Source organism: Streptomyces sp. NPDC059785 (assembly GCF_042732375.1).
GTDB lineage: Bacteria > Actinomycetota > Actinomycetes > Streptomycetales > Streptomycetaceae > Streptomyces.
On sequence record NZ_JBHWHV010000094.1, the window covers coordinates 1 to 25,103 of the forward strand.

21 protein-coding genes and 1 pseudogene are annotated in these 25,103 nt (G+C 74.3%); 15 read left to right on the forward strand and 7 right to left on the reverse strand.

The window, feature by feature from the left end:
* Window positions 1–69: 69 nt before the first annotated feature.
* Together ACFV6E_RS40350 and ACFV6E_RS40355 are read right to left on the reverse strand one after the other, a co-directional pair.
* Window positions 70–687 (reverse strand): annotated as a pseudogene (locus ACFV6E_RS40350) (lectin); the annotation flags it as partial.
* 51 nt (window positions 688–738) lie between these two features.
* Window positions 739–1,614 (reverse strand): helix-turn-helix domain-containing protein, encoded by an 876-nt coding sequence (locus ACFV6E_RS40355; protein ID WP_385468587.1) that lies wholly within the window; start codon window positions 1,612–1,614, stop codon window positions 739–741.
* Between the two features lie 150 nt (window positions 1,615–1,764).
* On the opposite strand from ACFV6E_RS40355, the gene ACFV6E_RS40360 reads away from it, so the two are divergent.
* Window positions 1,765–2,703: an alpha/beta hydrolase gene (locus ACFV6E_RS40360; protein ID WP_385165534.1), complete on the forward strand. Its 939-nt coding sequence runs from the start codon at window positions 1,765–1,767 to the stop codon at window positions 2,701–2,703.
* Window positions 2,704–2,719: 16 nt separating this feature from the next.
* Here the strand turns inward: ACFV6E_RS40360 and ACFV6E_RS40365 are convergent, their stop codons facing one another.
* Window positions 2,720–3,385, reverse strand: a complete 666-nt coding sequence (locus ACFV6E_RS40365; protein WP_385165532.1) for a VanZ family protein — start codon at window positions 3,383–3,385, stop codon at window positions 2,720–2,722.
* A gap of 231 nt (window positions 3,386–3,616) precedes the next feature.
* On the opposite strand from ACFV6E_RS40365, the gene ACFV6E_RS40370 reads away from it, so the two are divergent.
* The 6 genes from ACFV6E_RS40370 to ACFV6E_RS40395 are packed head-to-tail and all read left to right on the forward strand — an operon-like array spanning window position 3,617 to window position 7,396.
* Window positions 3,617–3,799: a hypothetical protein gene (locus tag ACFV6E_RS40370; RefSeq protein WP_385165530.1), complete on the forward strand. Its 183-nt coding sequence runs from the start codon at window positions 3,617–3,619 to the stop codon at window positions 3,797–3,799.
* Window positions 3,796–4,263, forward strand: a complete 468-nt coding sequence (locus tag ACFV6E_RS40375; protein ID WP_385165528.1) for an MrpF/PhaF family protein — start codon at window positions 3,796–3,798, stop codon at window positions 4,261–4,263. Before ACFV6E_RS40370 ends, ACFV6E_RS40375 begins: the two co-directional genes overlap by 4 nt.
* Window positions 4,260–4,517 carry a Na(+)/H(+) antiporter subunit B gene (locus tag ACFV6E_RS40380; RefSeq protein WP_385165526.1) on the forward strand — a complete coding sequence of 86 codons (258 nt, stop codon included), beginning with the start codon at window positions 4,260–4,262 and terminating at the stop codon, window positions 4,515–4,517. Before ACFV6E_RS40375 ends, ACFV6E_RS40380 begins: the two co-directional genes overlap by 4 nt.
* Window positions 4,514–5,254 (forward strand): MnhB domain-containing protein, encoded by a 741-nt coding sequence (locus ACFV6E_RS40385; RefSeq protein WP_385165523.1) that lies wholly within the window; start codon window positions 4,514–4,516, stop codon window positions 5,252–5,254. The genes ACFV6E_RS40380 and ACFV6E_RS40385 overlap by 4 nt, the downstream gene beginning before the upstream one ends.
* A 34-nt stretch (window positions 5,255–5,288) precedes the next feature.
* The gene (locus tag ACFV6E_RS40390; RefSeq protein WP_385165520.1) at window positions 5,289–5,636 is read left to right on the forward strand and encodes a sodium:proton antiporter; all 348 of its coding nucleotides are present in this window, start codon (window positions 5,289–5,291) and stop codon (window positions 5,634–5,636) included.
* On the forward strand, window positions 5,636–7,396 hold the full coding sequence (locus tag ACFV6E_RS40395; protein WP_385165517.1) for a complex I subunit 5 family protein: 1,761 nt from the start codon (window positions 5,636–5,638) through the stop codon (window positions 7,394–7,396). The genes ACFV6E_RS40390 and ACFV6E_RS40395 overlap by 1 nt, the downstream gene beginning before the upstream one ends.
* Window positions 7,397–7,456: 60 nt before the next feature.
* Here the strand turns inward: ACFV6E_RS40395 and ACFV6E_RS40400 are convergent, their stop codons facing one another.
* Complete coding sequence (locus tag ACFV6E_RS40400) at window positions 7,457–8,107, reverse strand: DUF4230 domain-containing protein (RefSeq protein ID WP_385175772.1); 651 nt, start codon at window positions 8,105–8,107, stop codon at window positions 7,457–7,459.
* 142 nt (window positions 8,108–8,249) lie between these two features.
* Here ACFV6E_RS40400 and ACFV6E_RS40405 point away from each other — a divergent pair, with 142 nt between their 5' ends.
* From ACFV6E_RS40405 to tuf, 3 genes are all read left to right on the forward strand, one after another.
* Window positions 8,250–9,452 (forward strand): cytochrome P450, encoded by a 1,203-nt coding sequence (locus tag ACFV6E_RS40405; protein ID WP_385468590.1) that lies wholly within the window; start codon window positions 8,250–8,252, stop codon window positions 9,450–9,452.
* A 97-nt stretch (window positions 9,453–9,549) separates the two neighbouring features.
* Window positions 9,550–10,503 (forward strand): ribose-phosphate diphosphokinase, encoded by a 954-nt coding sequence (locus ACFV6E_RS40410; protein WP_385175777.1) that lies wholly within the window; start codon window positions 9,550–9,552, stop codon window positions 10,501–10,503.
* Between the two features lie 114 nt (window positions 10,504–10,617).
* Window positions 10,618–11,811 carry an elongation factor Tu gene (gene tuf, locus ACFV6E_RS40415; protein ID WP_385175780.1) on the forward strand — a complete coding sequence of 398 codons (1,194 nt, stop codon included), beginning with the start codon at window positions 10,618–10,620 and terminating at the stop codon, window positions 11,809–11,811.
* Here the strand turns inward: tuf and ACFV6E_RS40420 are convergent.
* The 3 genes from ACFV6E_RS40420 to ACFV6E_RS40430 all read right to left on the reverse strand — a co-directional run bounded on the left by ACFV6E_RS40420 (window position 11,792) and on the right by ACFV6E_RS40430 (window position 15,383).
* Window positions 11,792–12,172 (reverse strand): anti-sigma factor antagonist, encoded by a 381-nt coding sequence (locus ACFV6E_RS40420; RefSeq protein WP_385175783.1) that lies wholly within the window; start codon window positions 12,170–12,172, stop codon window positions 11,792–11,794. The two genes, tuf and ACFV6E_RS40420, sit on opposite strands and share 20 nt — an antisense overlap.
* Before the next feature lie 320 nt (window positions 12,173–12,492).
* Window positions 12,493–13,836 (reverse strand): PucR family transcriptional regulator, encoded by a 1,344-nt coding sequence (locus ACFV6E_RS40425; protein ID WP_385468593.1) that lies wholly within the window; start codon window positions 13,834–13,836, stop codon window positions 12,493–12,495.
* A gap of 104 nt (window positions 13,837–13,940) precedes the next feature.
* A complete protein-coding gene (locus ACFV6E_RS40430; protein ID WP_385468596.1) occupies window positions 13,941–15,383 on the reverse strand; it encodes an MFS transporter in 1,443 nt (480 codons plus the stop codon).
* Between the two features lie 557 nt (window positions 15,384–15,940).
* Between ACFV6E_RS40430 and ACFV6E_RS40435 the strand changes: the two genes are divergently transcribed.
* The 5 genes from ACFV6E_RS40435 (at window position 15,941) to ACFV6E_RS40455 (ending at window position 25,061) form a co-directional block, all read left to right on the forward strand.
* Window positions 15,941–17,692, forward strand: coding sequence for a fatty acyl-AMP ligase (locus tag ACFV6E_RS40435; protein WP_385468599.1), 1,752 nt, complete (start codon window positions 15,941–15,943; stop codon window positions 17,690–17,692).
* A 5-nt stretch (window positions 17,693–17,697) separates the two neighbouring features.
* Window positions 17,698–22,221, forward strand: coding sequence for a beta-ketoacyl synthase N-terminal-like domain-containing protein (locus ACFV6E_RS40440; protein ID WP_385468602.1), 4,524 nt, complete (start codon window positions 17,698–17,700; stop codon window positions 22,219–22,221).
* Window positions 22,222–22,271: 50 nt separating this feature from the next.
* Window positions 22,272–23,237, forward strand: a complete 966-nt coding sequence (locus ACFV6E_RS40445) for an alpha/beta hydrolase (RefSeq protein WP_385176813.1) — start codon at window positions 22,272–22,274, stop codon at window positions 23,235–23,237.
* A 43-nt stretch (window positions 23,238–23,280) separates the two neighbouring features.
* Entirely contained in the window at window positions 23,281–24,558 is a 1,278-nt protein-coding gene (gene ccrA / locus ACFV6E_RS40450; RefSeq protein ID WP_385468605.1) for a crotonyl-CoA carboxylase/reductase, read from the forward strand.
* 110 nt (window positions 24,559–24,668) lie between these two features.
* Complete coding sequence (locus tag ACFV6E_RS40455) at window positions 24,669–25,061, forward strand: VOC family protein (protein WP_385176788.1); 393 nt, start codon at window positions 24,669–24,671, stop codon at window positions 25,059–25,061.
* Window positions 25,062–25,103 lie beyond the last annotated feature (42 nt).

Sequence of the window (25,103 nt, forward strand, 5' to 3'; positions counted from 1 at the left end):
GGGGGGGGGGGGGGGGGGGGGGGGGGGGCCCCCCCCCCCCCCCCCCCGGCCGCCGGCCGCGTCCGGCCCTCAGCCCACCGTCCACTTCTGGTTGGCGCCGCCGCCGCACGACCAGATCTGAAGCCGCGTACCGTTGGCCGAGTTGTTGCCCGTCACGTCCAGGCATTTGTCGGCCTGCGGGTTGACTATGTCGCGGGCCCCGGTGACCACCCACTTCTGGGCGGTGGTGCCGTTGCAGTCCCAGAGCTGGACGGGCGTGCCGTCCGCCGTGCCGCCGCTGGTGACGTCGAGGCACTTGCCCAGGGCGCGGATCGTGCCGTCGGAGCCCACGGTCCAGTTCTGCGCGTCGGTGCCGTTGCAGTCGTAGAGCTGTACGGCCGTGCCGTTGGCGGTGCCCGCCTCCGCGACGTCCACGCACTTGCCGGCCAGGCCGCGGATCGGGGCGCCCGCCGCGGAGCCGCCGGACGTCACCGAGACCTGGTCGACGACGAGCTGCTGCGGGAAGGACGTGGAGCCGTCCGGGTCGCCCGGCCAGTAGCCGCCGACCGCCAGGTTCAGGATCAGGAAGAACGGCTTGTCGAACACCCAGCTCCTGCCGCCGAGGTCGGCGGGCGTGCGCCGCTGGTAGACCGTGCCGTCCACGGACCAGGTGAGGGAGTCCGGCACCCAGTCGACCGCGAAGGTGTGCTCTGGTCCGGACCGGAAACCGGGCCTGCCGAGCCGGGATCCGGATCCGGACTATGCGGTGTGGTCCTCCGCCCGGTCCGGGGCGGGCCGCCCGGCGGTCCACGAGGCGAGGATGCGCAGCGCGTCGTGCGAGGGCGTGCCCGGCTCGGCGGTCAGCACCATCAGGCGCTGCCCCGAGCCGTCGGGGCTGCTCCAGGTGTCGCAGTCGAGGGTCAGGTCGCCGACCAGCCGGTGCCGGTAGTGCTTGGTGCCGTAGGCCGAGCCGACCACCCGGTGCTCGGCCCACCAGATGCGGAAGTCGGCGTCCCGCACGGACAGTTCACCGACGAGCCGGGCCAGTTCGGGGTCCTCTGGGCCGGCCGCCGCCTCCATGCGCAGCGCGGCGACGGCGTCGCGGGCGTCGTGTTCCCAGTTCCGGTACAGGGCCCGGACGACCGGGTCGGTGAACAACAGCCGTACGTAGTTGCGCCGGTCCGCCGGTATCCGGGCGAAGTCGGTGTACAGGGCCGCGGCGGCCGGGTTCCAGGCCAGGATGTCCAGCCGCTTGCCGAGCGCCATGGCGGGGGTCTCGGCGAGCTGGTCGAGCAGGCGCCGCACGGCGGGCCGTACCCGCTGCGCGGGCCGCCGCCCGCGCGGGCGCGCGTCGGTCCGGCCGGCGAGTTCGTACAGGTACCGCTGCTGGTCGTCGTCGAGGCGCAGGGCGCGGGCCAGGGCGGCGAGCACGGACGCGGAGGCCCGGACCCGGCCCTGCTCCAGGCGCGTGTAGTAGTCGACGCTGATCGCCGCGAGCAGGGCGACCTCCTCGCGGCGCAGTCCGGCGACCTTGCGGCGGGAGTCGGTCTCGGGCAGGCCGCAGTCGCGCGGTGCGAGCTGGGCCCGGCGGGCCTTGAGGAACGCACCGAGCCGGGGATCGGATACCGGGGTCATGTCCTTGATTCTCACGCGGGCACCCGCGCGGCCGGCACCCGGGCAAGGGGGGCACGTTCTTTCCCGGGCGGAAACCTGTCTCTGTTGCCGGGGCCCGGCCTCGCCGAGGGTGGACGGCACAGCCCGAAGACACCGGAAAGGCAGCCCCCCATGACCGTGACCACCAGGACCGACGTCACCTTCGACAGCGCCGGCATCCCGCTCGCCGGGCACCTCTACGTCCCCGCCGGCCCGGACCGCGGACCGCGGCCCGCGATCGTCGTCGGCCACCCCGGCACAGGCGTCAAGGAACAGGCGTCCGGCCTGTACGCACGGCGGCTGGCGGAGCGGGGCTTCGTCGCGCTCGCCTTCGACGCGGCGCACCAGGGCGCCAGCGGCGGCGAGCCGCGCGGTCTGGAGGACCCCGCCCAGCGCGTCGAGGACGTCAAGGCCGCCGTCTCCTTCCTCACCACGCGCGGCGAGGCCGACGCCGGGCGCATCGGCGCCCTGGGCATCTGCGCCTCCGGGGGCTACGTCCTGGCGGCGGCGGCCGGCGACCACCGGATCCGGGCCGTCGGCACCGTCAGCGCGGTGGACGTCGCCCGCCAGTTCCGCCTGGGGGCCGACGGGACCCAGGACCCGGCCGTCTTCCAGGGCATGCTCGCCGCCGCGGCGCGGGCCCGTACCGCCGGGGCCCGGGGTGAGGAGCCGCCGGTCATGGAGCTGTTCCCGGAGACCGCCGAACAGGCCCGCGCGCTCGGCGGGGAGCACGGCGCCGAGGGCTTCGCGTACTACCGCACCCCGCGCGCCCGGCACGAACGCGCCGCGGCCTTCTTCACCTGGTCCAGCGTCGACAGGATGGCGATGTTCGACGCCTTCGCGGCCGTCCCGCTGATCGGCCCGCGGCCGCTGCTCATGGTGGCCGGCGGCCGCGCCGTCACCTCGTGGATGAGCGTCGAGGCGTTCCGGCGGGCCACCGGCCCCAAGGAGTTCCACTGGATCGACGGCGCGAGCCACGTCGACCTGTACGACAGGAAGCAGTACGTGGACCCGGCCGTCGACAGACTCGCGGGCTTCTTCGCGGACAGCCTCCGAGCCACCTCGGCCTGAAGGCTGTCACACGTCGTCAGCGGCGCTCGTGCTCGGTGCGCCTGCCCAGCAGACCGCGCTTGCGCCGGGGGTGCACCGCACGGCCGAGGCGCCGGCCGAGCAGCAGGTAACCGATCAGCGCGCCCGTCGTGTTGAGGATGACGTCGTCGATGTCGAAGGCACGGCCGGTGATCAGCGCGCCCTGCACCAGCTCGACCAGCAGCATGACGGCCGCGGTCAGGAAGGTGATGCGCAGCAGGCCCCGGGTGCGGGGGGCCAGTACGGGCAGCAGGACGCCGAAGGGCACGCCGAGGAGCACGTTGCCGCCGACCTGCTTGACGGCGTCGCGCAGGGCGGGCTGCGACAGATAGGCGTGCAGCGAGCGGCCCGGATGCATGTTGTTGTGCGTCAGCGCCTCCGACGCCGGGGACGGCTCGAGCGTCAGCCGGGCCAGCGCGGCGGCGAAGCCCACCATGGCCGCGAAGGCCAGCAGCATCACCAGCAGCCGCACCGGCAGCGGCAGTCCGCGCCGGGTCTCCTCGCTCGCCGCGGCCGCCCGGGAAGCGCGCCTGCTCCGGGAGGCCGTCGTATCGCGGGACGTCCGTTTGCCCCGGGGCGCCCGCTTGTCCCGGGACGCGGCCGACGACCGCCGACCGGTTTTCGCCAAGCGTGTGGAGCCTAAGCCCAAGGCCGTACGGGCCATACCGTCCTCCCGGTGCCAACTGCCGTCTTGAGAATCGCGGTTACCCGGGATGCCGCGGTCGATGCAAGGGTCTTCCGAAGGGGTGTGGAAGGCCCGTCCGAGGGCACTTCGAGCACCGGGCCGTTGCGCGTCGGCACCGTGCGGAGGTGCGGCGATGCTTGGATGGCGGAGCGACTGCGCGTAACGGATCTGTACGGGCGAATCAACCATCGGTGCCCCGGGAGGTGGCGTATGCGGCCGAGCACGGCGCTTCGGGCGGGGCTTGAGATCCTGGGGTGGTGGATCGCGCTCGGGGCCCTGTGGCTCGTGCTGATCACCACGGTGGACACCCTGGAGCTCGTGACCGGGGCGTCCGCCGCCCTGCTCGGGGCGGTCGCGGCACGGGCCGCGCGGCGGGCGGTGGGCGGACGGTGAACGGCTGGACCGGCACGGCGACCGCCGCGCTCGCCGCGGGGCTCGGGCCCGCCGTGTGGGGCGTGGCCACCGGACCGCTGCGCCGCCGCGTCGTGGCGCAGAACCTGTCCACGTCGCTCGCCTGCCCCTGTCTGCTCCTGCTCGCCCAGGGCTACGGCCGGCCCGCCTATGTCGACGTGGCCCTGGTGCTCGCCCTGCTGGGCCCCGTCGGCACGCTGGTCTTCGCCCGGCTGCTCGCCGGCGACCTGGCCGGGGACCCGCCGCGGGCCCGGACCCTGACCTGCGCGGTCGCCGCCTTCGGCGCCGCCGTCGTGCTCGTCCTGTGCGCGGTCACCGGGCCCGGCCGCGCGACGGTGAAGCTCCTGGTGACCGGCGTCCTGCTGGTCGGCGGGAACCTGGTCGCCTCCCGGGCCCTGGCCGGCGGCTACCGGGAGAGCGGCCGCGCGGGAGAGGAACAGCCGTGAACGATCCGCTCGTCGCCGTCGCCCTGCTGCTGGTCGCCGCCTCGGCGACCGCGGCCGTCGCGGTCCGCGACCCCGCGCGCCAGGCGCTGGTCCTCGCCGTCCTCGGCACCACCCTGGCCGTCCTGTTCACCGTCCTCCAGGCGCCCGACGTCGCCCTGTCCCAGCTCGCGGTGGGCTCCGCCCTCACCCCGCTGCTGGTACTCCTGTCGGTGCGCAAGGTCAGACGGCGCGGCCGCAAGGAGGAGGACCGGTGACCCGGCGCGCCCGGCTGCTGGTTGTCGCCCTCGGCGGCGCGGGCCTCGCCGTGCTCCTGGTCGCCGCCTGTCTGCGGCTGCCCGGCTTCGGCTCCACCCGGCACCCGTACGGGACGCGGGCCGTGCACGCCTCCCTCGCCCGGCACACCGCCAACACCATCGCCTCCGTCAACTTCGACCAGCGGGCCTTTGACACCCTCGGCGAGATGAGCATCCTCTTCGCCTCCGTGCTCGGCACCGTCGTGCTGCTGCGGCAGACCCGCGACGAACGGCGCGCCACGCCGGAACCGGAGGACGTCGCCCCGCCCGTGCGCCGCTACGCCCTGGCCGTCCTGCCGGTGGCCGTCGTCACCGGCCTGTACATCGTCGCCCACGGACAGCTCAGCCCAGGCGGCGGCTTCCAGGGCGGCGTGGTCGCCGCGACCGCCCTGCACCTGCTCTACCTCGGCGCCGACTACCGCGCCCTGGAACGCGTCCGCCCCACCGGCCTGTACGAGGTCGGCGACGCGCTCGCCGCCTCCGCGTACTTGGTGCTCGGCCTCGCCGGGCTGCTCGGCTCCACCGCTTTCCTCGCCAACACCCTGCTGCCGTACGGCACGTTCGACACGCTGTCCTCGGGCGGCACCGTCCCGCTGCTGAACGCGGCGATCGGCATGGAGGTGGCCTGCGCGGTCGTCCTGCTGCTCGCCCACTTCCTGGACCAGGCCGTGGAGATCGAGGAAGGGACCGGCACATGACCGAAGCGGAGAAGCGGGAAGTGGGCCGAGCGTGATGTCCGTGCTGCCCTACCTCGTCGCCGTGTGGATCTTCCTCGTCGGCGCCTACGGCCTCGCCACCAGCCGGAACCTGATCCACGCCGTGGGCTGTCTCGCCGTCTGCCAGTCCGCGACCTATGTCCTGCTGCTGGCCGTTGGCTACCGCGACGGCGCCACCGCGCCCGTCTTCTCCGACCTGCGGCCCGGCTCCCGGCCCGTCGTCGACCCGGTCGTACAGGCCCTCGCCCTCACCGACGTCGTCGTCGGCGCCACCGTCACCGCCCTGCTCCTCGCGCTCGTCGTCCAGGTCGCCAAGCGCCACGGCACCGTCGATCCGGACGAACTCAGGGAGCTGCGCGGCTGATGAACGACCTGCTGCCGCTGCTCGTCGCGCTGCCGCTGTGCGGCGCGGCGCTGCTCGTCGCCCTCGGCCGGGCCCTGCCCCGCACCGCCGCCGAGGCCGTCGGCCACGCGTTCTCGGCCGGCACCGCCGCCCTCGCGGTCGTGCTGCTGCTGAACTCCTCGCCCCCCATGGCCGAATGGGTGGGCGGCTGGGTTCCCAGGGGCGGGCACAGCGTGGGTATCGTCCTCGTCGGCGACGGCCCTGGACTCGGCATGGCCGCCCTCGCCTCCGTACTGACCGTCGCGGCCCTCGCCTATGCCTCCCGCTACTTCGACGACCCGCCGCGCCGCCGCGCGGGCTCCTTCCCCGCGCTGCTGCTGCTCTTCCAGGGCGGCATGTGCGGCTTCGCGATCGCGGGCGACCTGTTCGACGCGTTCGTCTTCTTCGAGCTGATGAGCGTCGTCGCGTACGCGCTGACCGGGCACCGGGTCGAGGAGCCGCGGCCGGTGCAGGGCGCGCTGACCTTCGGGGTGGTCACCTCCCTCGGCGCGTACGCCATGCTCATGGGCATCGCGCTGCTCTACGCCCGCACCGGCGAACTCGCCATGACCCAGATCGGGCGCGCGCTCGACCGGCACGGCGGACCCGACGCCCTGACCCTCGCCGCCTTCGTGCTCGTGCTGACCGGACTGCTCGTCAAGGCGGCGGCCGTGCCCTTCCACTTCTGGCTGCCGGACGCGCACGCCGTCGCGCCGACCCCCGTGTGCATGCTGCTGTCCGGAGTCATGGTCGAACTCGGCGCCTACGGCGTCTGGCGGGTCTACGGCACCGTCTTCGCCGGACCCGGCGGCATCCCGGCACCGGGACTGGAACGCGCCCTGGTCACGCTCGGGGTGCTCAGCGCCCTGCTCGGCGCCTTCATGTGCTGGCACCAGCGGCACATCAAACGGATGCTGGCCTACTCGACCGTCGCCCACCTGGGGCTGTTCCTCATCGGCATCGGCTCCCTCACCCCCGAGGCCGACGACGGGATCGCCCTGTACGTTCTCGGCCACGCCGGGGTGAAGGCTGCCCTGTTCGCCTGCACCGGCATCCTTCTCGACCGGTACGCCGACGTCGACGAGCACGCCCTGCACGGCCGGGCCCGGGCGCTGCGCGGGGTCGCCGTCCTGTTCGTCGCCGGCGGCCTCGGCCTCGCCGGGCTGCCGCCGTTCGGCACCGGGCTCGGCAAGGCGCTCACCGAGGAGGCCGTGGGCACCCCGCTCACCGCGGTGTTCGTGCTGGTGTCGGCGGTGACCGCGGCGGCCGTGCTGCGGGTGGCGGCCCGGGTGTTCCTCGGCCTCGGACCGCCGCCCCGGGACGACACCTCGTACGAGACCACCGGGACCGGCGAGGAGCCCGAGACCCGGCACCGGCTCACCCGTATCCCCGACACCATGACCACCGTGCCGGCGCTGCTGCTCGCCGGGGCGCTGGCCGTCGGGGCCGTGCCCGGCTTCGCGGCCGTGGTGGGGGAGGCGGTGAGCGCGGCCGGCTCCGGCGGCGCCCGCACCGTGCCGCACTGGACCGCGTCCGGCGTCGGCCTCGGACTGACCGCCACGGCGCTGGCCGTGGCACTGGCGGCGCTCGCCGTCAGCCGGCCCCGGCGGATCGGCCTGCGCTCCGTGGCGGGGCCGCTGCGCCGCCTGCAATCGGGGCACATCGGGGACTACGTGGCCTGGCTGCTCGCGGGCGCGGCCCTGCTCGGGGCGCTGGCGGCGCCGAGCGTCCTGAACGGCTGACGGCCGCCCGCCGCGAGCGACGTGCGACGGGCGGCCGTGGAGCCTTTGGGCTCCGGGCCGTCAGGCGGCGCCGTAGGTCACCTTCACCTCCTTGAAGCCCAGCGACCGCAGCAGGCCCTCGAGCATGGTTGTGGTGTTCTCCTCGGCGCGCGAGGTCAGCTTGCTGTCCTCGGCGGCCTCCCCGATGTGCTTCGACGCCAGGCGCTGCACGGCCCGTTCGTCGTTGGGGTTGTCGGAGAAGAAATCACCGAGCCGGTCCAGCAGACCCCGCTGCTTGGAGACGGCGTACGAGTGGTCGGGGTCGAGGGCGGGTTTGCCCAGGGCCGCGTGCGGCAGCCGGAGCGTGGCCGACGTGCGGTCCTCGTTGACCGACACGTCCTTCTTCTCGAGCCCGCCCAGATCGACGTACGCGTCGACGGAACCCGAGCCCACGTACAGGGTGCGGGTGCCGTGCAGCGCGTCGGGCAGGTACTTGGCGTCCTTCTCCAGGTCCACGACGACCTGGAAGTTGCCCGAGGCGGCGTCGTAACGGCTCATGTCCTGGATCGACTCCAGCAGTGCGGGTCCCGACCGGTCGTGCTCCTCCGTGCCGAACACGTCGCGCAGCCCCGGGAGCAGACTCAGGCCCCCGGCGACCAGCAGGACGAGCACCAGCACGACAGCACCGACCGCCTTGGCCCACGCGGGCATGCGCTTGATGGACGTCGTCATGTCGACGGCCCTCCTTCCTGCCCCTCCGGATGCCCGCCAAATGCCTTGACAGACAGGTCGGTTGGCCGATTGCCGACGGTGACGGGTCCGGGCGGGCCGTCTAGCGTGGTCCGCGTCCGCCCCGGCGTACCTGGAGTAACGGATGACCGACGACACCGCGGCCCGCGCGCTCTGCCCCATGCACCAGGTGACGTTCCCGGAAGCGGGGCCACCGAGGCAGGCCACCCTGGCGACCGGCACCCGGGTCTGGCTGGTCACCCGCTACCCGGACGTCCGCCACGTACTGATGGACCCCCGCTTCGACCGCCGTTCGCTGTACGCCGAGGACGCGCCGCGTCTGCTCGCCGTACCGAATCTGCTGGACGACCCCGACGGACTGCTGAACCAGGACGGGCCCGCGCACCAGCGGCTGCGGCGCACCGTGCAGCGCGCGTTCACGCCACGGGCGATCGCGCGCTGGCACCCCTGGGTGGCCCAGACCGTCGACGCGCTCCTGGACCGGTTCGCCGAGCAGCCGCGGCCCGCTGACATCATCGAGGGGTTCACCCGCCCGCTGCCGGTGTCGGTGATCTGCCGGCTCATGGGGCTCGACCACGTGGACGGCGAGCGCCTGCGGTACTGGGCCGACCACGCGCTGTCCGGCGGCGCGCACACGGCCGAGCAGGTACGGCGCGCGATGACGGAGTTCGGCGAGTTCGGCGCCGCGCTCGTCGCCGAACGGCGCAAGGCCCCGGGCGACGACCTCGTGAGCGAGCTGGTGGCCGCCGGGGACGCGGGCGGGGAGATCGACGACCGGCAGCTCGTCTCGCTGGCCTGCGGCCTCGTCGTGGCCGGTCACGAGACCACCATGACCTCGCTGGGCAACACCGTCGTCTACCTCCTCACCGACGGCCGCGGCTCCTGGGCCGGGCTCGCCGGGAGCGAGGAGGCGGCGGCGGCCGCGGCCGAGCAGCTGCTGCGCACCGTCCCGCTGAGCGAGGGCAGGCTGCTGCCCGGACTGATCCGGCGGGCGGTCGAGGACGCCGAGGTGGGCGGGGTGCGCATCCCGGCGGGCAGCGTGGTGGCCGTCGCCACCAACTCCGCCAACCGCGACCCCGACGTCTATCCGCGTCAGGAGCCGGGCGCCCGCGACCTGTTCGCGCCGCTGCCGGCCCCCGGTGTCGTCTTCGGCGCCGGACCCCACCACTGCCTGGGTGCCTGGCTCGCCCGGATGGAGATCACCCTCGCCCTGCACCGGCTGGCCGTCCGCTTCCCGCGGCTGCGCGCGGAGTTCACCCCCGGCACGATCGACTGGCGGGAGGGCCAGGTCACGCGCAGCCCGCTGCACCTGCCGGTGAGCTGGTGATCCGGCCGGTGCCAACCCCTGACCCCTCGTACGACAGCTCCCCGCTGCCCGTAGCATGTGCCGCGCAGCCCGGATCTGATCATGCGAGGAGCGGATCGTGCGTGACATCGCCGTCTTCAGCGGTAGTGCCCATCCCCGGCTGGCCGAGGAGGTCTGCGCGCATCTGGGCGTGCCGCTGAGCCCGACGAGGATCAGCAGGTTCGCGAACGACTGTCTCGAGGTGCAGCTTCAGGCCAACTGCCGGGAACGCGACGTGTTCCTCGTCCAGCCGCTGGTCGAGCCGGTGCAGGAGCACCTGGTGGAGCTGCTGCTGATGCTGGACGCCGCCCGGGGCGCCTCCGCGGCCCGGATCACGGTGGTCCTGCCGCACTACGCGTACGCCCGCTCGGACAAGAAGGACGCGCCCCGCATCTCGATCGGCGGCCGGCTCGTGGCCGATCTGATGGTGACGGCGGGCGCGAGCCGGGTCCTTGCGATGACGCTGCACTCGCCGCAGGTGCACGGCTTCTTCTCGGTGCCGGTCGACCACCTGCACGCCCTGCGGGAGCTGGCCGCGCACTTCCGCGGCCACGACCCCTCGCGGACCACGGTCGTCTCGCCCGACCTGGGCAACGCCAAGGAGGCCGCCGCGTTCGCCCGGATGCTGGGCGCGCAGGTGGCGGCGGGCGCCAAGCAGCGGTTCGCGGACGACCGGGTGTCCATCAGCTCGGTGATCGGCGAGGTCGCCGGACGGGACGTCATCGTCCTGGACGACGAGATCGCCAAGGGCAGCACGGTGCTGGAACTGCTGGAGCGGCTGCGCGAGCTGGGGCCCCGCTCGATCCGGGTGGCCTGTACGCACGGGCTGTTCGCGGCGGGCGCCCTGAAGCGGCTGAGCGAGCAGCCCGACGTCCTGGAGATCGTCTGCACGAACACCGTGCCGGTCCCGGAGGAGGAGCGCACCGGAAAGCTGCGCGTCCTGTCCGTCGCACCGGCGCTGGCCGAGGCGGTCCGTCGCATTCACAACGGTGAGTCGGTCAGTGCCCTGTTCGACGCGCCCGAGACCGAATAGACAGGAAGTAGCACGGCAGTGGACGGCAAGCAGCGAAGCGCGCTCGGCTCCGGAGCCTGTGGCTGACGCCTCATCAGGCCCCGGTTCACGGCCAGGTGATCAGGAGGCCCTCCAGTGGCGAAGGCGAAGTTCGAGCGGACGAAACCGCATGTGAACATCGGCACCATCGGTCATATCGACCATGGCAAGACGACGCTCACGGCGGCCATGACCAAGGTGTTGCACGACCGGTTCCCCGACCTGAACCCCTACACGCCGTTCGACCAGATCGACAAGGCTCCCGAGGAGCGCCAGCGCGGCATCACCATCTCCATCGCGCACGTCGAGTACCAGACCGAGAACCGGCACTACGCGCACGTCGACTGCCCCGGGCACGCGGACTACATCAAGAACATGATCACCGGTGCGGCGCAGATGGACGGCGCGATCCTGGTCGTCGCGGCGACCGACGGCCCGATGCCGCAGACCAAGGAGCACGTCCTGCTCGCCCGGCAGGTCGGCGTCCCGTACATCGTCGTCGCCCTGAACAAGACCGACATGGTGGACGACGAGGAGATCCTGGAGCTCGTCGAGCTGGAGGTGCGCGAACTGCTCACCGAGTACGAGTTCCCGGGTGACGACGTGCCCGTGGTGCGGGTCTCCGCGCTCAAGGCGCTGGAGGGCGACGCCCGGTGGACCGCGTCCGTCGTCGAACTCCTCGCGGCCGTGGACGAGTTCGTGCCCGAGCCGGTGCGCGACGTCGACCGGCCCTTCCTGATGCCGATCGAGGACGTCTTCACCATCACGGGCCGCGGGACGGTGGTCACCGGCCGCATCGAGCGCGGGGTGCTGAAGGTCAACGCCGAGGTCGAGATCATCGGCATCCACGAGCAGAAGACGAAGACCACCGTCACGGGCATCGAGATGTTCCGCAAGCTGCTCGACGAGGGCCGGGCCGGGGAGAACGTCGGGCTGCTGCTGCGCGGGGTCAAGCGGGAGGACGTCGAGCGCGGCCAGGTGGTCATCAAGCCCGGCTCGGTGACACCGCACACGGACTTCGAGGCCCGCGCCTACATCCTGTCCAAGGACGAGGGCGGCCGGCACACCCCCTTCTTCGACAACTACCGGCCGCAGTTCTACTTCCGTACGACGGACGTGACCGGCGTGGTGACCCTCCCCAAGGGCACCGAGATGGTCATGCCGGGTGACAACACCACGATGGAGGTGCAGCTCATTCAGCCGGTGGCCATGGAGGAGGGTCTGAAGTTCGCCATCCGCGAGGGCGGCCGGACCGTCGGCGCCGGCCAGGTCACGCAGATCCGGAAGTAGTCTCCGGCTGGCTCGTCGCCTCGTCCACCGAGGTGTACGGCGGCATGAGGTGGACCAGCCCGGTCACATGCAGGATCCGCAGCGTCAGCGGGTGCGTGCAGACGAGGAGGAGCGAGCCGCCCCGGGCCACCGCACGCCGTCTGGCCCGGTCCAGGAGCCGCAGTCCGGAGCAGTCGAAGAACTCGACGGGCCGCAGGTCGACCACGATCTGCGGCGCGGCCCGGGCCGTCACGGTGTCCAGGAACGGACTGATCTCCAGGGCCGTGGCGATGTCGATGTCGCCGTGGAACTCGAGCACCGTGTGATCCCGGTGCCGGTGTATGCGCAGATGCCGCGTGAGGGGTGCAGGTTCGTGCTGCATGACGACATCGCCTCCAACCGGCTTAGACCCGCTCATATGGGCAGGGCCCCGAGTCACCGAGGTCCGGGGTGACGACAACTGCGAGCCTAGACATGGGACCCGGGTCCGGGCGGCTGCAAAACCGTTCCTTGCACGGCAAGTTACCCCCGATGGAGTGAATTCCAGCATGTTCGCTTGACATATGTCCCGGCTTTGCAGGGGGCAGTTCCGCGCGGTTCGACAGGGTCCCGGAAACCCGCCGGTCGGGCGGGTGCGGGACGGCCTGAACCGATTCCTCGCGTCACCGCGACTCGGCCACGTCACCGCGAACCGGCCGTTCGTCACCGCGACCCGGCCGCGTGGCGCAGGGCCCGGCTCCGCAGCGCGAGCTGCATCTCGAACTGTGCCGTCGGATCGAGGAGCCGGTCGCCGAACAGCCCGTCCAGTTGCCGCATCCGGTAGCGGACCGTCTGCGGGTGCACGGCCAGCCGCGCGGCCACCTCGCTGGCGTTGTGCCCGCACTGGAGCCAGCACAGCAGCGTCTCCGCCAGCCGCTCGCGCTGCGGCGGGCGCAGCTCCTCCAGGGGCCGCAGATGACGCTCCGCCATCGCGTCCACCAGAGCCTCGTCGCGGAACAGCAGCAGCGTGGCCAGGTGTTCCTGGCAGCGCACCAGACCGGTGTCCGGCAGCACGCCCCGGCGGGTCAGCTCCAGGGCCTGCCCGGCCCAGCGCAGCGACCGTGCGCCCTCCTGGAGCCCCACCGTCGGACCCATCGCCGCGCGCAGCCCGCGCAGCGCACCCGCCACGGCACGGACCCGCCCGGGACCCCCGGGATCGGGCACGACGACCAGCGACGGCTGGACGTCGAAACGGGCCAGGAACTCCGGCGGCACGATGGGCCGCGCCGCCGTCGGCTCCGGCCGCTGGTCGATCGCCACCACCGCCAGCGCCCGCGGCACCGGCCAGCGCACGGAGTGCGCGAGATCCCCGATCGCCTCGGCCGAGACGGGCGGGTCGGCGGTGAGCAGGTCGATCAGCCGGGCCCGCCGCTGCTGCTGCTCGCCCGCGGCGTGCAGCCGCGCCTCCGTGTAGCCGGCCGTCGTCGCGGCCGCCATCTCGTCGAGGTGCAGGAACAGCGCCTCGCCGAACGCGGCCAGCACGTTGCGCGGCAGCACGTCGGCGTCGACCAGGGCGTTGACGCGCCGCCAGGTGACCCGCGCGCCGAGCCGCAGCGCGGACTGGAACGAGTCGAGACTGCGGCCCTCCTCCGCCTCCCCGTGCCCGATGCGCTGGTACGTCGCCTTCACCGGCTCCCAGTCGGTGTCGGGCTGCGCCATCCGCTCGAGGAAGCCCTGGAGCGCGTGCTCGACACCGCGGTGCACGACGTGCATGTACATGTCGTCGGTCGGGCGCGCGTACTCGGGTATCTGGGTCCTGATGGCCCGTACGACCTCCTCGGCGATGTCGTCGAAGAACGGCCTGAGGTCGTCGCGCAGGCCCGGGGGGAGGGCCTTGAAGGGGCCGTTGGGCTCGTCGGCGACGGCCCGTTCGGCCAGGGTCCTCTCGTCCTCGGCGGGGCCGTCCTCGGTGGGGGCGTTCCCCGCCGGGGCGGTTCGCAGGGCCCGGTCGCCGTCCGTGGCCCGCCCGGTCTCGGTCTCGCCGTCCAGTGTCCGCAGTCCGCTCAACGCGACGGCTCCCTCCTGTGCGGGGGTACAGGGGACGGGAGACGATACCCGCAAGTAACCTCGCGTGGCCCATCAACGGCGGACAGACATGGGTGCGTCGCTTGTCACTTGCGGACAACGCGCTCCGTGCGGCGGCGCCCCCGCGCGACCAACCGCCGGTGCCGGCCGCGGCGGCGCAGCGCCACCAGCGTGACGAGCGCACCGGCCAGCACGCAGCAGGCCGCGAGCCGCAGCCCGAGGTCGTACCCGGCGAGGAAGGCGCGGCGGGGATCCGTGCCCGAGCGCAGCTCGGAGCGCTCGCGCCGGGTGAGGACCACGCCGACCAGGACCACCCCGAACACCCCCGACACCTCGCGGGCCGCGCTCATCAGACCGGTGGCCGTGCCGGTGTGCGCGGCCGGCACCCCGGCCAGCGAACGCACCGTCAGCGGAGTGGTCAGCGCCGAGCCCACGCCGATCAGCAGCAGGCCCGGCTGGAGGTCCCAGTAACCGGCGCGCAGGCCGGTTCCGGAGACGTACACCAGGCCGAGCGCCACCAGGGTGAGTCCCGCCGCGATCGAGACGTGGGCGCCCAGCGTGCGCGCCGCCCGTTCGGCGAGCGGGGTGCACAGCAGCAGGGCGCCGGCCAGCGGCAGGAAGGCCAGCCCCGCCCTGGTGGGGGAGAAGCCGAGGACGTGCTGGAGGTAGAGGGCGGTGAAGAAGAAGACGCCGTTCACGCCGATGCCCCACAGCACCTGCGCGAGCACCCCGCCGGTCAGGAACCGGTCGCGCAGCAGCCCGAGCCGGACCAGCGGCTGCGCGGTCCGCGCCTCCCGGACGGCGAACGCGCAGCCGGCCGCCGCCGATACCGCCAGGCAGAGCGGCACGGGACGGGTCCCGAACCCGTGGTCGCCGCCGCGCACCAGACCGTACGTCAGCAGGTACAGCGCGAGGACCGAGAGCAGCACGCCGGGCGGGTCGAGGGCGGCCCGTCCGGGGGTGGCGCGGGCGGGGGCGGCGGGCACGGCGGGCACCAGGAGCAGGGTGACCAGGCCGAACGGCACGTTGATCGCGAACACCCAGCCCCAGGACCACTGCTGGGTGACGAACCCGCCGACCACGGGGCCGAGCGCGAGGGCGACGGCCAGCGCCGCCGTCCACAGGCCCACGGCCGTGGACCGCCTGCGCGGGGGCAGATCGGCGGCGATCACGGCCAGCGAGGCGGGGATCACCAGGGCCGCCCCGACGCCCTGCACGGTACGGGCCGCGACGAGCGCGCCCCCGCTGTCCGCGAGCGCCGCCGCGCCCGAGGCCGCCGTGAACACCACGATCCCGGTGGCCAGGACGCGCCGGCGGCCGAACAGGTCGGTCAGCCGGCCGCCCGGCAGCAGCAGCGCCCCGAAACTGAGCACGTAGCTGCTCGCGACCCACTCCAGACCGCTCACCGTCAGGTCCAGTTCGCGCTGGACGGTGGGCAGGGCCACGTTGATCACGGTGTTGTCGAGGGTGGTGAGGAAACCGGTCAGGGTGAGCAGCGCGAGCAGCGCCGCCGGCCGTGCGCGTCCCACCGTGGCTCCTTCCTCCGCCTTGGCCTGCGGCTCTGTCTCCGGCTCCGGCCCCGGCTGCGGCTGCGGCTGCGGCTGCGGGTCCGGCTCCGACTCCGACTTCGCCGCGCGGCCGCCGTCGGGTGCGGTGGCAGTGCGGTGGCAGGGATTGTGCGGGGCGGGGAGTGGCGGGGGCTCTGCCCCGGGGCGCCGAATCGCGGTGGTGCCTTTGTCAGGTAACTGACAGAGGTGGCCGGGCGATCTGTCAACGCATCGTCTAACTCGACCGTCACTCCTCGGCGGAACCTGGTTCACCGTGCAACGGACGCGGGCGTTGGTCTACGGGTGTTGGTCTACGGGTGTTGGTCTACGGGTGTTGGTCTACGGGCGTTGGCCTACGGGTGTGTTGGTCTACGGACGTTGGCCGACGGGTGTTGGTCTACGGGCGTTGGCCTGCGGACGTTGGCCTGCGGACGTTGGCCGACGGGCGTTTGCCAACGAGTGTTGTCCGTTCGCTCCCACCCCATCCCCCCACCCCATCCCCCCACCCCGTCCCCCGGGACCGATCAGTTGGAGCCGCCATGACCCCCGCACGGCCCGCCGAGGACGCCTCGCTGACCGATCATCTGCGGCACTGGTCCCGCCACCGGCCGCAGCAACGGGCCCTCAGCCATGTCGACTTCCCCGAGCCGAACTCGGCCGGGGTGCACCGCACCCTCGGCTGGCGGGCCCTGGACGCCCGGGCCCGCGCCGTGGCCGACCACCTGACGACGGTGGCCTCGCCCGGGGACCGCGCCGCCCTCGTCCTGCCGCAGGGGCTGGACTACGTGGTGGCGTTCCTCGGCTGCCTCTACGCCCGGGTGATCGCCGTGCCGCTCTTCGGGCCCGGTCTGCCCGGTCACGCCGACCGGCTCGCCGCCGTGCTCGCCGACTGCGAACCGGCCTGTCTGCTCGCCGACTCGGCCGGCACCGGCGCCGTACGGGACTTCGTACGGGAGCAGGGGCTGCCCGAGGTGCCGGTCGTCGCCGTCGGTGAACTGCCCGTCCGCCGCCTCGGACCCGACCCCGGCCTGCCGGCCGCCGAACCGGACGACATCGCCTACCTCCAGTACACCTCGGGCTCCACCCGCAGTCCGGCCGGCGTGATGATCACGCACGCCAACGTCGTCGCCAACGCCCGCCAGGCCATCCACGCCTTCGTGCACGACCCGCAGAGCTCCACCACGGTCGGCTGGCTGCCGCTCTTCCACGACATGGGCCTCGTGCTCAGCGTCGCGGCCCCCGTCGTCGGCGGCTTCGCCTCCGTCCTGATGGACCCGGTCGCCTTCCTCGCGGACCCCGCGCGCTGGCTGCGCCTGCTCGGCTCCTACGAGGGCACGGTCAGCGCCGCGCCGAACTTCGCGTACGACTACTGCGTGGCCCGCACGGAACCGGGTCTCGCCGGTGAACTGCGCCTGGACCGGGTGCGGGTGCTGATCAACGGCAGCGAACCGGTACGGCCCGGCACCATCGAGCGGTTCCGCGCGGCGTTCGCCGACGGCAGCCTGGACCCGGCCGCGCACTGCCCCGCGTACGGACTCGCCGAGGCGACGGTGTTCGCGACCGCGGACTCCCGCACCGAGCCGCCGCACACCGTCACCTGCGACGCGGTCGCGCTGCGCGAGGGACGCATCGAGGCGCTGCCGGACGGCGGCGCCGGGCGGCCGGACGCCGTGGAGCTGGTCTCCTGCGGCCGGCCCGTCGGCCAGGAGCTGCGGATCACCGGCGCGGACGGCACGGAACTGCCGCCGGGCCGGGTCGGCGAGATCCGGCTGCGCGGGCCCAACATCGGGCGCGGCTACTGGAAGCGCGCGGACCGGCCCGCCGAGGAGCGGACGTTCGCGGACCACGCCTTCGGCGACCCGGAGGGCTGGCTGCGCACCGGCGATCTCGGCGCCCTGCACGAGGGGTTGCTGCTGGTCACCGGGCGGATCAAGGACGTCATCGTCGTCGACGGGCGCAACCACTACCCGCCGGACATCGAGGAGACCGTGCAGCGGGCCGCGCCCGTGGTCCGCCGCGACCGGCTCGCCGCCTTCGGCGTGCCCCGCGCGGACGGCACGGGGGAGGAGCTGATCGTGGTGGCGGAGCACCGCAGGGACGCCGAGCCGACGGAGGCCGAGGCGCGGGAGTGCGAGCGTGCCGTCCGGGCCGCCGTGTCCGCCCGGCACGGGCTGCGGCTCGGCGTCCTGCGGCTGGTCCCGCCGGGCACCGTGCCCCGCACCAGCAGCGGCAAGATCGCCCGGGCCGCGAGTCGGGAGCGGTTCCTCGACGGCGGGTTCGGTGCGCGGTGAGCGCGGTGAGCCCCAGCCGTACGCAGATCCGCGGTGTGGTCGTGGAGCGGCTCGCCGCCTGGTACGGCCTCACGCCCGACGAGATCGCCGACGACCGCCCGCTGGCCGAACTCGGCCTCACCTCACGCGACGCGGTGGCCCTGACCGCGCTGCTCAGCGATCTGGCGGGGCGCCGGCTGCCCGGCACCCTGCTGTGGGACGCGGGCACCATCGACGCCCTGGTGCGCGAGCTGCGCGAACCGGAGGCCGAGCACCGCACGGTGGACGACGCGCCCACGGCCGTGACCGAGGCCGCGACGGCCCCGGCACCCTCCGCCTCCGCGCCCGCCCTCGTCGCCGTCGTCGGCGTGGGCTGCCGCTTCCCCGGCGCGAGCTCGCCCGACGCGTACTGGCGGCTGCTCACCGAGGGCCGGGACGCGGTCGGCACCGTGCCCGAGGGGAGGTGGGACCCGGCGTCGGCGGACCCCGAGGTCTCCCGGCACGGCGGGTTCCTCGACGACATCGCGGGCTTCGACGCCGAGTACTTCGGCATCGCCGCGCACGAGGCCGCCGCCATGGACCCGCAGCAGCGGATGCTCCTCGAAGTGACCCGGGAGGCGCTGGACCACGCCGCCCTGTCCGTGGAATCCACCCGCACCGGCGTCTTCGTCGGCATCAGCGGCAACGAGTACGCGCACCTGACGGCCGCGGCGCCCGACGCCTGGACGGCGACCGGCGCCGCCCTGAGCGTCGCCGCGGGCCGGCTCAGCTACGCCTTCGACCTGCGCGGCCCGAGCCTGGCCGTCGACACGGCGTGCTCGTCCTCGCTGGTCGCCGTGGACCACGCGGTGCGCGCCCTGCGGTCGGGGGAGTGCGACACCGCGCTCGCCGCGGGCGCGAACCTGCTGCTGACCCCGGGCGTCACGCTCGGCCTCCAGCGGGCGGGCGCGCTCGCCCCGGACGGCCGCTGCAAGGCGTTCGACGCGTCGGCCGACGGGATCGTGCGCGGCGAGGGGTGCGGGGTCGTGGTGCTGCGCCGGCTCACCGACGCGGAGCGCGACGGCGACCGGATCCTGGCGGTGATCCGTGCCACGGCCGTCAACTCCGACGGCCGCTCCAACGGTCTGACGGCGCCCAGCGCGGCGGCCCAGCGCGCCCTCCTCGCCCGCGCGCACCCCGCGCCCGCGGCCGTCGACTACGTCGAGGCGCACGGCACCGGGACCGCGCTCGGCGACCCCATCGAGGCGGGCGCGCTCGGCGCGGTGCTCGGCGCGGGCCGCGACCTCGAACAGCCGCTGCTCGTCGGCTCGGTGAAGACCAACCTCGGCCACCTGGAGGCCGCCGCCGGGATCGCCGGGCTCATCAAGACCGTACTGGCCCTGCACCACGGGGAGATCCCGCCGCAGCTCCACTTCACCCGGCCCGGACCGCACGCCGACCTCGACGCGCTCGGCCTGCGCGTCGTCACCTCCGCCGAGCCCTGGCCGCGCTACTCGGGCACGGCCACGGCCGGGGTCTCGGCGTTCGGCTTCGGCGGCACCAACGCGCACGTCGTGCTCACCGAGTACCGCGCACGCGCCGCCAGGACCACGTCCGCGTCCCGGCCCGCGCTGCTGCTCCTCGACGGGCCGACGGCCGGCCGGGTCCGCTCCTACGCGGGCGAACTCGCCGACCGGCTGGCGGCCGCGGCGCGCCCGGACGACACCGACCTCGCCCGCACCCTCGCCCGCCGCACCGGACGCGGCCGGCACCGCGCGGTCCTCGTCACCCGGGACCGGACCGAGACGGTGAGCGCGCTGCGGCGGCTGGCCGCGGGCGCGCCGTCCCCGCACGTGCTCACCGGCGAGGGCGCACCGGAGGGACCCGGACCGGTCTGGGTGTTCTCCGGCTACGGCTCCCAGTGGCCCGGCATGGGACAGCGCCTGCTCGCCGCCGAACCGGCCTTCGCCGCGGCCGTCGACCGCCTCGAACCCCTGCTGCGCCGGTACTCGGGCGTCTCCCTCGCCGCGAGCCTGAGCCCGGACACCGACCTCTCCTCGCCCGCCGTCGTCATGCCCGTCCTGTACGCGGTCCAGCTCGCGCTGGCCGAGCTGTGGCGGTCGTGGGGGTGCGAGCCCGCCGCCGTGATCGGGCACTCGCTGGGTGAGATCGCCGCGGCGGTCGTCACCGGGGCGGTCGACGAGACGACCGGCGCCCGGATCGTCGCCGTACGCTCCCGGCTGCTCGCGGGGCTGACGGGCGGCGCCATGGCCGTGGTCGACCGGCCCGAGTCCGGGATCCGCGACCTCGGAGGCGACCTGCCCTCCCTCCAGGTCGCCGTCCACGCCTCACCGGTGCAGAGCGTGGTGACGGGGTCCGCGCCGGACGTCGCGGCGCTGGTGGAACGGGTGACGGCCCAGGGCGGGTTCGCGCGGTCCCTGGGCGTCACGGGCGCCGGGCACTCGCCCGAGGTCGAGCCGCTGCTCGGCCGGTTCGTCCTGGAGCTGGGCGAGGTCCGGCCGCGCGGACCCCGCTGCCGGCGCTACTCGACCGTGCTGGAGGACCCCCGCGACCCCGCCCCGTACGACACCGCGTACTGGACCGCCAACCTGCGGCGGCCCGTCCGCTTCGTGCAGGCGGTGCGGGCGGCGGCCGCCGACGGACACCGGACCTTCGTCGAAGTGGCCCCGCACGCCACCCAGTTGCACCCGCTGACCGACACGCTGCCCGCGGGCGCGCGGATCCTGCCCACCCTGCGCAAGCACACCGACGACGCCCTCACCTTCCACACCTCGCTCGCCACGCTGCTCGCCGACGGCGTACGGATCACCGGCCTCGGCGGGCGCATGCCGGGCCGGGTCGCGGACGTACCCTCACCCCACTGGCGCCACCGCCGCTTCTGGTTCGGCGAGCGGCCGGAGACGGCCGCCCCCGACCCGGAACGCGACGCCGCGCCGGCCGACGCGACCCCGCTGGACCGGCTGCGCCGCTGCGTCGCCGGGGTGATGGGCTACGGCCCCGACCGGCTCGACCCCGACGCGCCGCTGACCGACCTCGGCCTGGACTCCCTGACCGCCGTCCGCATCCGGGGCGCCCTGGAACGGGAGTTCGGCGTCCACCTGGAAGCGGCGGCACTGCTGCGCCAGGGCACGCTGCGAGCGGTCGCGAACCTGCTGCCCCCGCTCACCGGCCCGGCCCCGGGAAGCGGCCCGGCTCCGGCGACCGGCCCGGCCCTGGCGACCGGTCCGGCCCTGGCGACCGGTCCGGATCCGGCGACCGGTCCGGATCCGGCGACCGGCCCGGCTCCGGCAGGCAGCCCGGCTCCGGCAACCGTCTCTGCCCGGGGAAGCGGCCCGGATCCGGCGACCGGCCCGGCTTCGGCGACCGGTCCGGATCCGGCAGGCGGCCCGGCTCCGGCGACCGGTCCGGCCCCGGGAAGCGGCCCGGCTCCGGCGACCGGCCCGGCCCCGGCGACCGGCCCGGCTCCGGCAAGCGGCCCGGATCCGGCGACCGGCCCGGCTCCGGCAAGCGGCCCGGCTCCGGCGACCGGTCCGGTCCCGGCGACCGGCCCGGCTCCGGCAACCGGCCCAGCTCCGGCAGCCGTCTCTGCCCCGGCGACCGGCCCAACCCCGGCAACCGGCCCCGCCCCGGAACCGGACCCGGCCCCCGCCCCTGCCCCCGAGCCCCCGGCCGTCCGCCCTGCCGCACCGCGCACCGCACCCGCGACCACCCTCGCCCCCGCGAACACCCCCGCCCCCGCGACCGCCCTGCGCGACTTCGCGTGCGACGGGCCGGGAGACCCGCTCTTCCTCGCGCACGCCGCGGGCGGTTCCGCCGGCGTCTACGTCCGGCTCGCCGAGCGGCTCGACGGGCGGCGTCCGGTGTACGGCTTCGACCGGCTGCCCGAGCCGGGCGACGTGTCAGGGCGCGCCGCCGAGTTCGCCCGGCGGATCCGGGTCGTGTCCCCCGACGGGCCCTGGCACGTGGGTGGCTGGTCCTACGGCGGGCTGGTGGCGCAGGAGGCGGCCCGGCTGCTGTCCCGGCACGGCACCGTCCGCACCCTCGTCCTGCTCGACTCGGTGCTGCCGCTGCCCGCCCCGCCGGACCGCACCCCGTGGGACCTGACCCGGAGCCGCCTCGCGGGCTTCGCGGCCCACATCGGACGCACGTACGGCACGGCGCCCGAGCTGCCGTACGAGGAACTGGCCACGCTGGACGACGCCGCGCGGATCGACCTCGTCCTGAAGGTGACCGGCGAGCACGTGACACTGCCGCCCGCGGTCGCCGAGCACCAGCGCACCTCGTACCTGGACCTGTGCGGCGGGGAGCGCCACCGGCCGGGCCGGTACGCGGGACCGGCCGTGCTGTACCGGGCGAGCGAACCCGCGCCGCACACCGTCCGCGACCCGCGCTACGAGCGCTCCGACGCGGCGCTCGGCTGGGACGCCCACTGCACCGGTCTCACGGTGCGGCCGCTGCCCGGCCACCACCTGTCGCTGCTCGACCCGCCGGTCGTCGACACCCTGGCCGGCTTCCTGGCCCACGACCTGAACGAAGGGACCGACAGCTGACAACCCGTCAGCAAGGTGTCCCGTCAGAGAAGAGGAGCAGGCCCGTGTCCATGCACCGCCCCACGCGGAGAACCGTCCTGCGCGCCACCCTGGCCACCACCGCCGCCCTGGCCGCGACGGCCGCCGGCGCCTCCGGCGCCACCGGTGCCGGCGCGTCGGTCACCGCCGAGAACTGGCTCGACGACCGCACCGTCGACCTCACCGTCCAGTCCCCGGCGGTCGGCGCCGCGCTGCCGGTCCGCGTCCTGCTCCCGGCCGCCTTCGCCGAGCGCCCCGACGCCACCTGGCCCGTCCTCTACCTCCTCCAGGGCGCGCACGACGACTACACCTCCTGGTCCCGGGAGACGGACGTCCACGACTTCCTCGCCGGGCAGGACGTGCTCGTCGTCATGCCGTCCTCGGGCGCCACCGGCATCCCGACCGACTGGTGGAACTACGGCCTGCCCGGCGCCCCGGACTACGAGACGTTCCAGGTCGACGAGGTGATGGCGCTGCTCAAGGCGCGCTTCAGGGCCGGTGACCGGCGCGCCGTCGCCGGGGTCTCCACCGGCGGTTACGGCGCGCTCGCGTTCGCCGCCCGCCGCCCCGGCAGCTTCGCCGCGGCGGCCTCGTACAGCGGCATCGTGGACACCACGACGACGGGCATGCCCACCGTTCTCGGCGCCATCGTCACCCGGGAACTGCTCTCGCCGGTCAGCCTGTGGGGCGGCGCGCTGCTGAACCGGGACAACTGGAACCGGCACAACCCGTACGCGCTGGCCCAGGCGCTCGCGGGGACCGGCCTGTACCTGTCGCAGGGCAGCGGGCTGCCCGGCGGCGACTTCGGCAACCTCGAAGGCGCCCTGCTCGAAGGCACGCTGTGGAGCCAGGCCCAGCGCTTCACCCGGCAGCTCACGGCGCTGGGCATCCCGGCGCAGGTGCACCTGTACAGCGGAGGTTCGCACGCCTGGCCGTACTGGCAGCAGGAGTTCAGGTCCTCGTGGCCGGTGCTCGCCGCGGGCCTCGGCCTCGCCTGACCCCACCCAGCCCGACCTGTCCCGACCCAGAAGGAGGCACGACATGGATGTCCTGGCCGAGGCCGTCGTGGCGGGAGCCGGCGGCGCCGAGCTGGCACGGCTTCCGTTGCCCGCCCGGTACACCGCCGCCCACCTCAGGGCGGAGGATGCCGACGGGTTCACCGGCGTCGCCGACAAGGACGTGCGCAAGACCATCCAGATCGGCTCCGTGCCGATGCCCGAACTCGCCCCGGACGAGGTCGTCGTGGCCGTGCTGGCGAGCGGCATCAACTACAACACCGTCTGGTCGGCGATGTTCGAGCCCATCCCGACGTTCACCTTCCTGAAGCAGTTCGGCCGCCGGGACCGCTGGGCGGCCCGGCACGACCGGCCGTTCCACGTCCTCGGTTCGGACGCGGCGGGAGTCGTCGTCCGCACCGGCTCCGGAGTGCGCAGATGGCACGTCGGCGACCACGTGGTGGTCAGCCCCGTCCTGGTCGACGAGGAGGAACCGGCCACGCACGCCGACGGCATGATGGGCGCGTCCATGCTCGCCTGGGGCTTCGAGACCAACTACGGCGGACTCGCCCACTACGGCATCGCCCGCGCCAGCCAACTGCTTCCCAAGCCCGCCCACTTGACCTGGGAGGAGGCCGCCGCCAACCCGCTGTGCGCGGGCACCGCCTACCGCATGCTGGTCAGCGACCGCGGCGCCCGGATGACCCAGGGCGACGTGGTGCTGATCTGGGGCGCGGCCGGCGGCCTCGGCGCCTACGCGGTGCAGCTCGTGCGTAACGGCGGCGGCATCGCCGTGGGCGTCGTCAGCAGCGAGGCCAAGGCGGAGTACGTGCGCGGCCTCGGCTGCCATGTGGTGATCAACAGGGAGGAGATCGGCCTCACGGGCGACGCGCCGGCCGACCCCGCCACCGTGGGCAAGCGGCTCGGCCGGCTCATCAGGACCGCGACCGGGGAAGACCCGCACATCGTCTTCGAGCACGTCGGCCGGGCCACCTTCGGCGTCTCCGTCTTCGTCGTACGGCGCGGCGGAACCGTGGTGACCTGCGGTTCCAGCTCGGGCTACCGGCACGAGTTCGACAACCGCTACCTGTGGATGCGGCTCAAGCGCGTCATCGGCAGCCACGGCGCCAACCTCCAGGAGCAGCACGCCGTGCACCGGCTCCTCGACCTCGGCCGGGTCCGGCCCGCCCTCACCACCACCTACCCCCTCAGCGAGGCCCCGGAGGCGGCCCGCCTGGTGCAGAGCAACACCCACCTCGGCAAGGTCGGCGTCCTCTGTCTGGCACCCACGACCGGCCTGGGCGCGACCCGCAGGGAACCATGAGCCGCGTCGGCGACCGGCCGGTGCCCGACTGATTCCCGGGGACGGGGTATACGGGGAGCGTTGACCGCAGGCGCCGCCGCCCGCGTCCCGGATTCCGGCTTGGAGGAAGCATGGCACTCATCATGAAAGGCGTCGTGGTACTGGACTGCGCCGAGCCAGAGAAGCTCGCCGCCTTCTACCGGGAGCTGCTCGACGCCGAGCAGACCGAGGAGAGCGCGAACCGGGTGGAGATCAAGGCCCCCGACGGTTTCCGGATGGCGTTCCGCCGCGATGTGATGGCGACCCCGCCGAGCTGGCCGCGGCCCGAGAACTCCCTCCAGGTCCACCTGGACTTCCACGTGGAGGAACTCGACGAGGCGGAGCGGAAGCTGATCAGCCTCGGCGGCCGTCCGGTGGAGGCCAAGGACGCCTCGGGCCCCAACGAGGAGCGCGGCTACGCCGACCCGGCGGGCCACTCCTTCACCCTGCGCCGGGGGGCCGACACGGCGCCCAAGCAGGGCTGAGGGCGGACGGCACGGGGCCGCGACCGCCGGACGGCGGTCGCG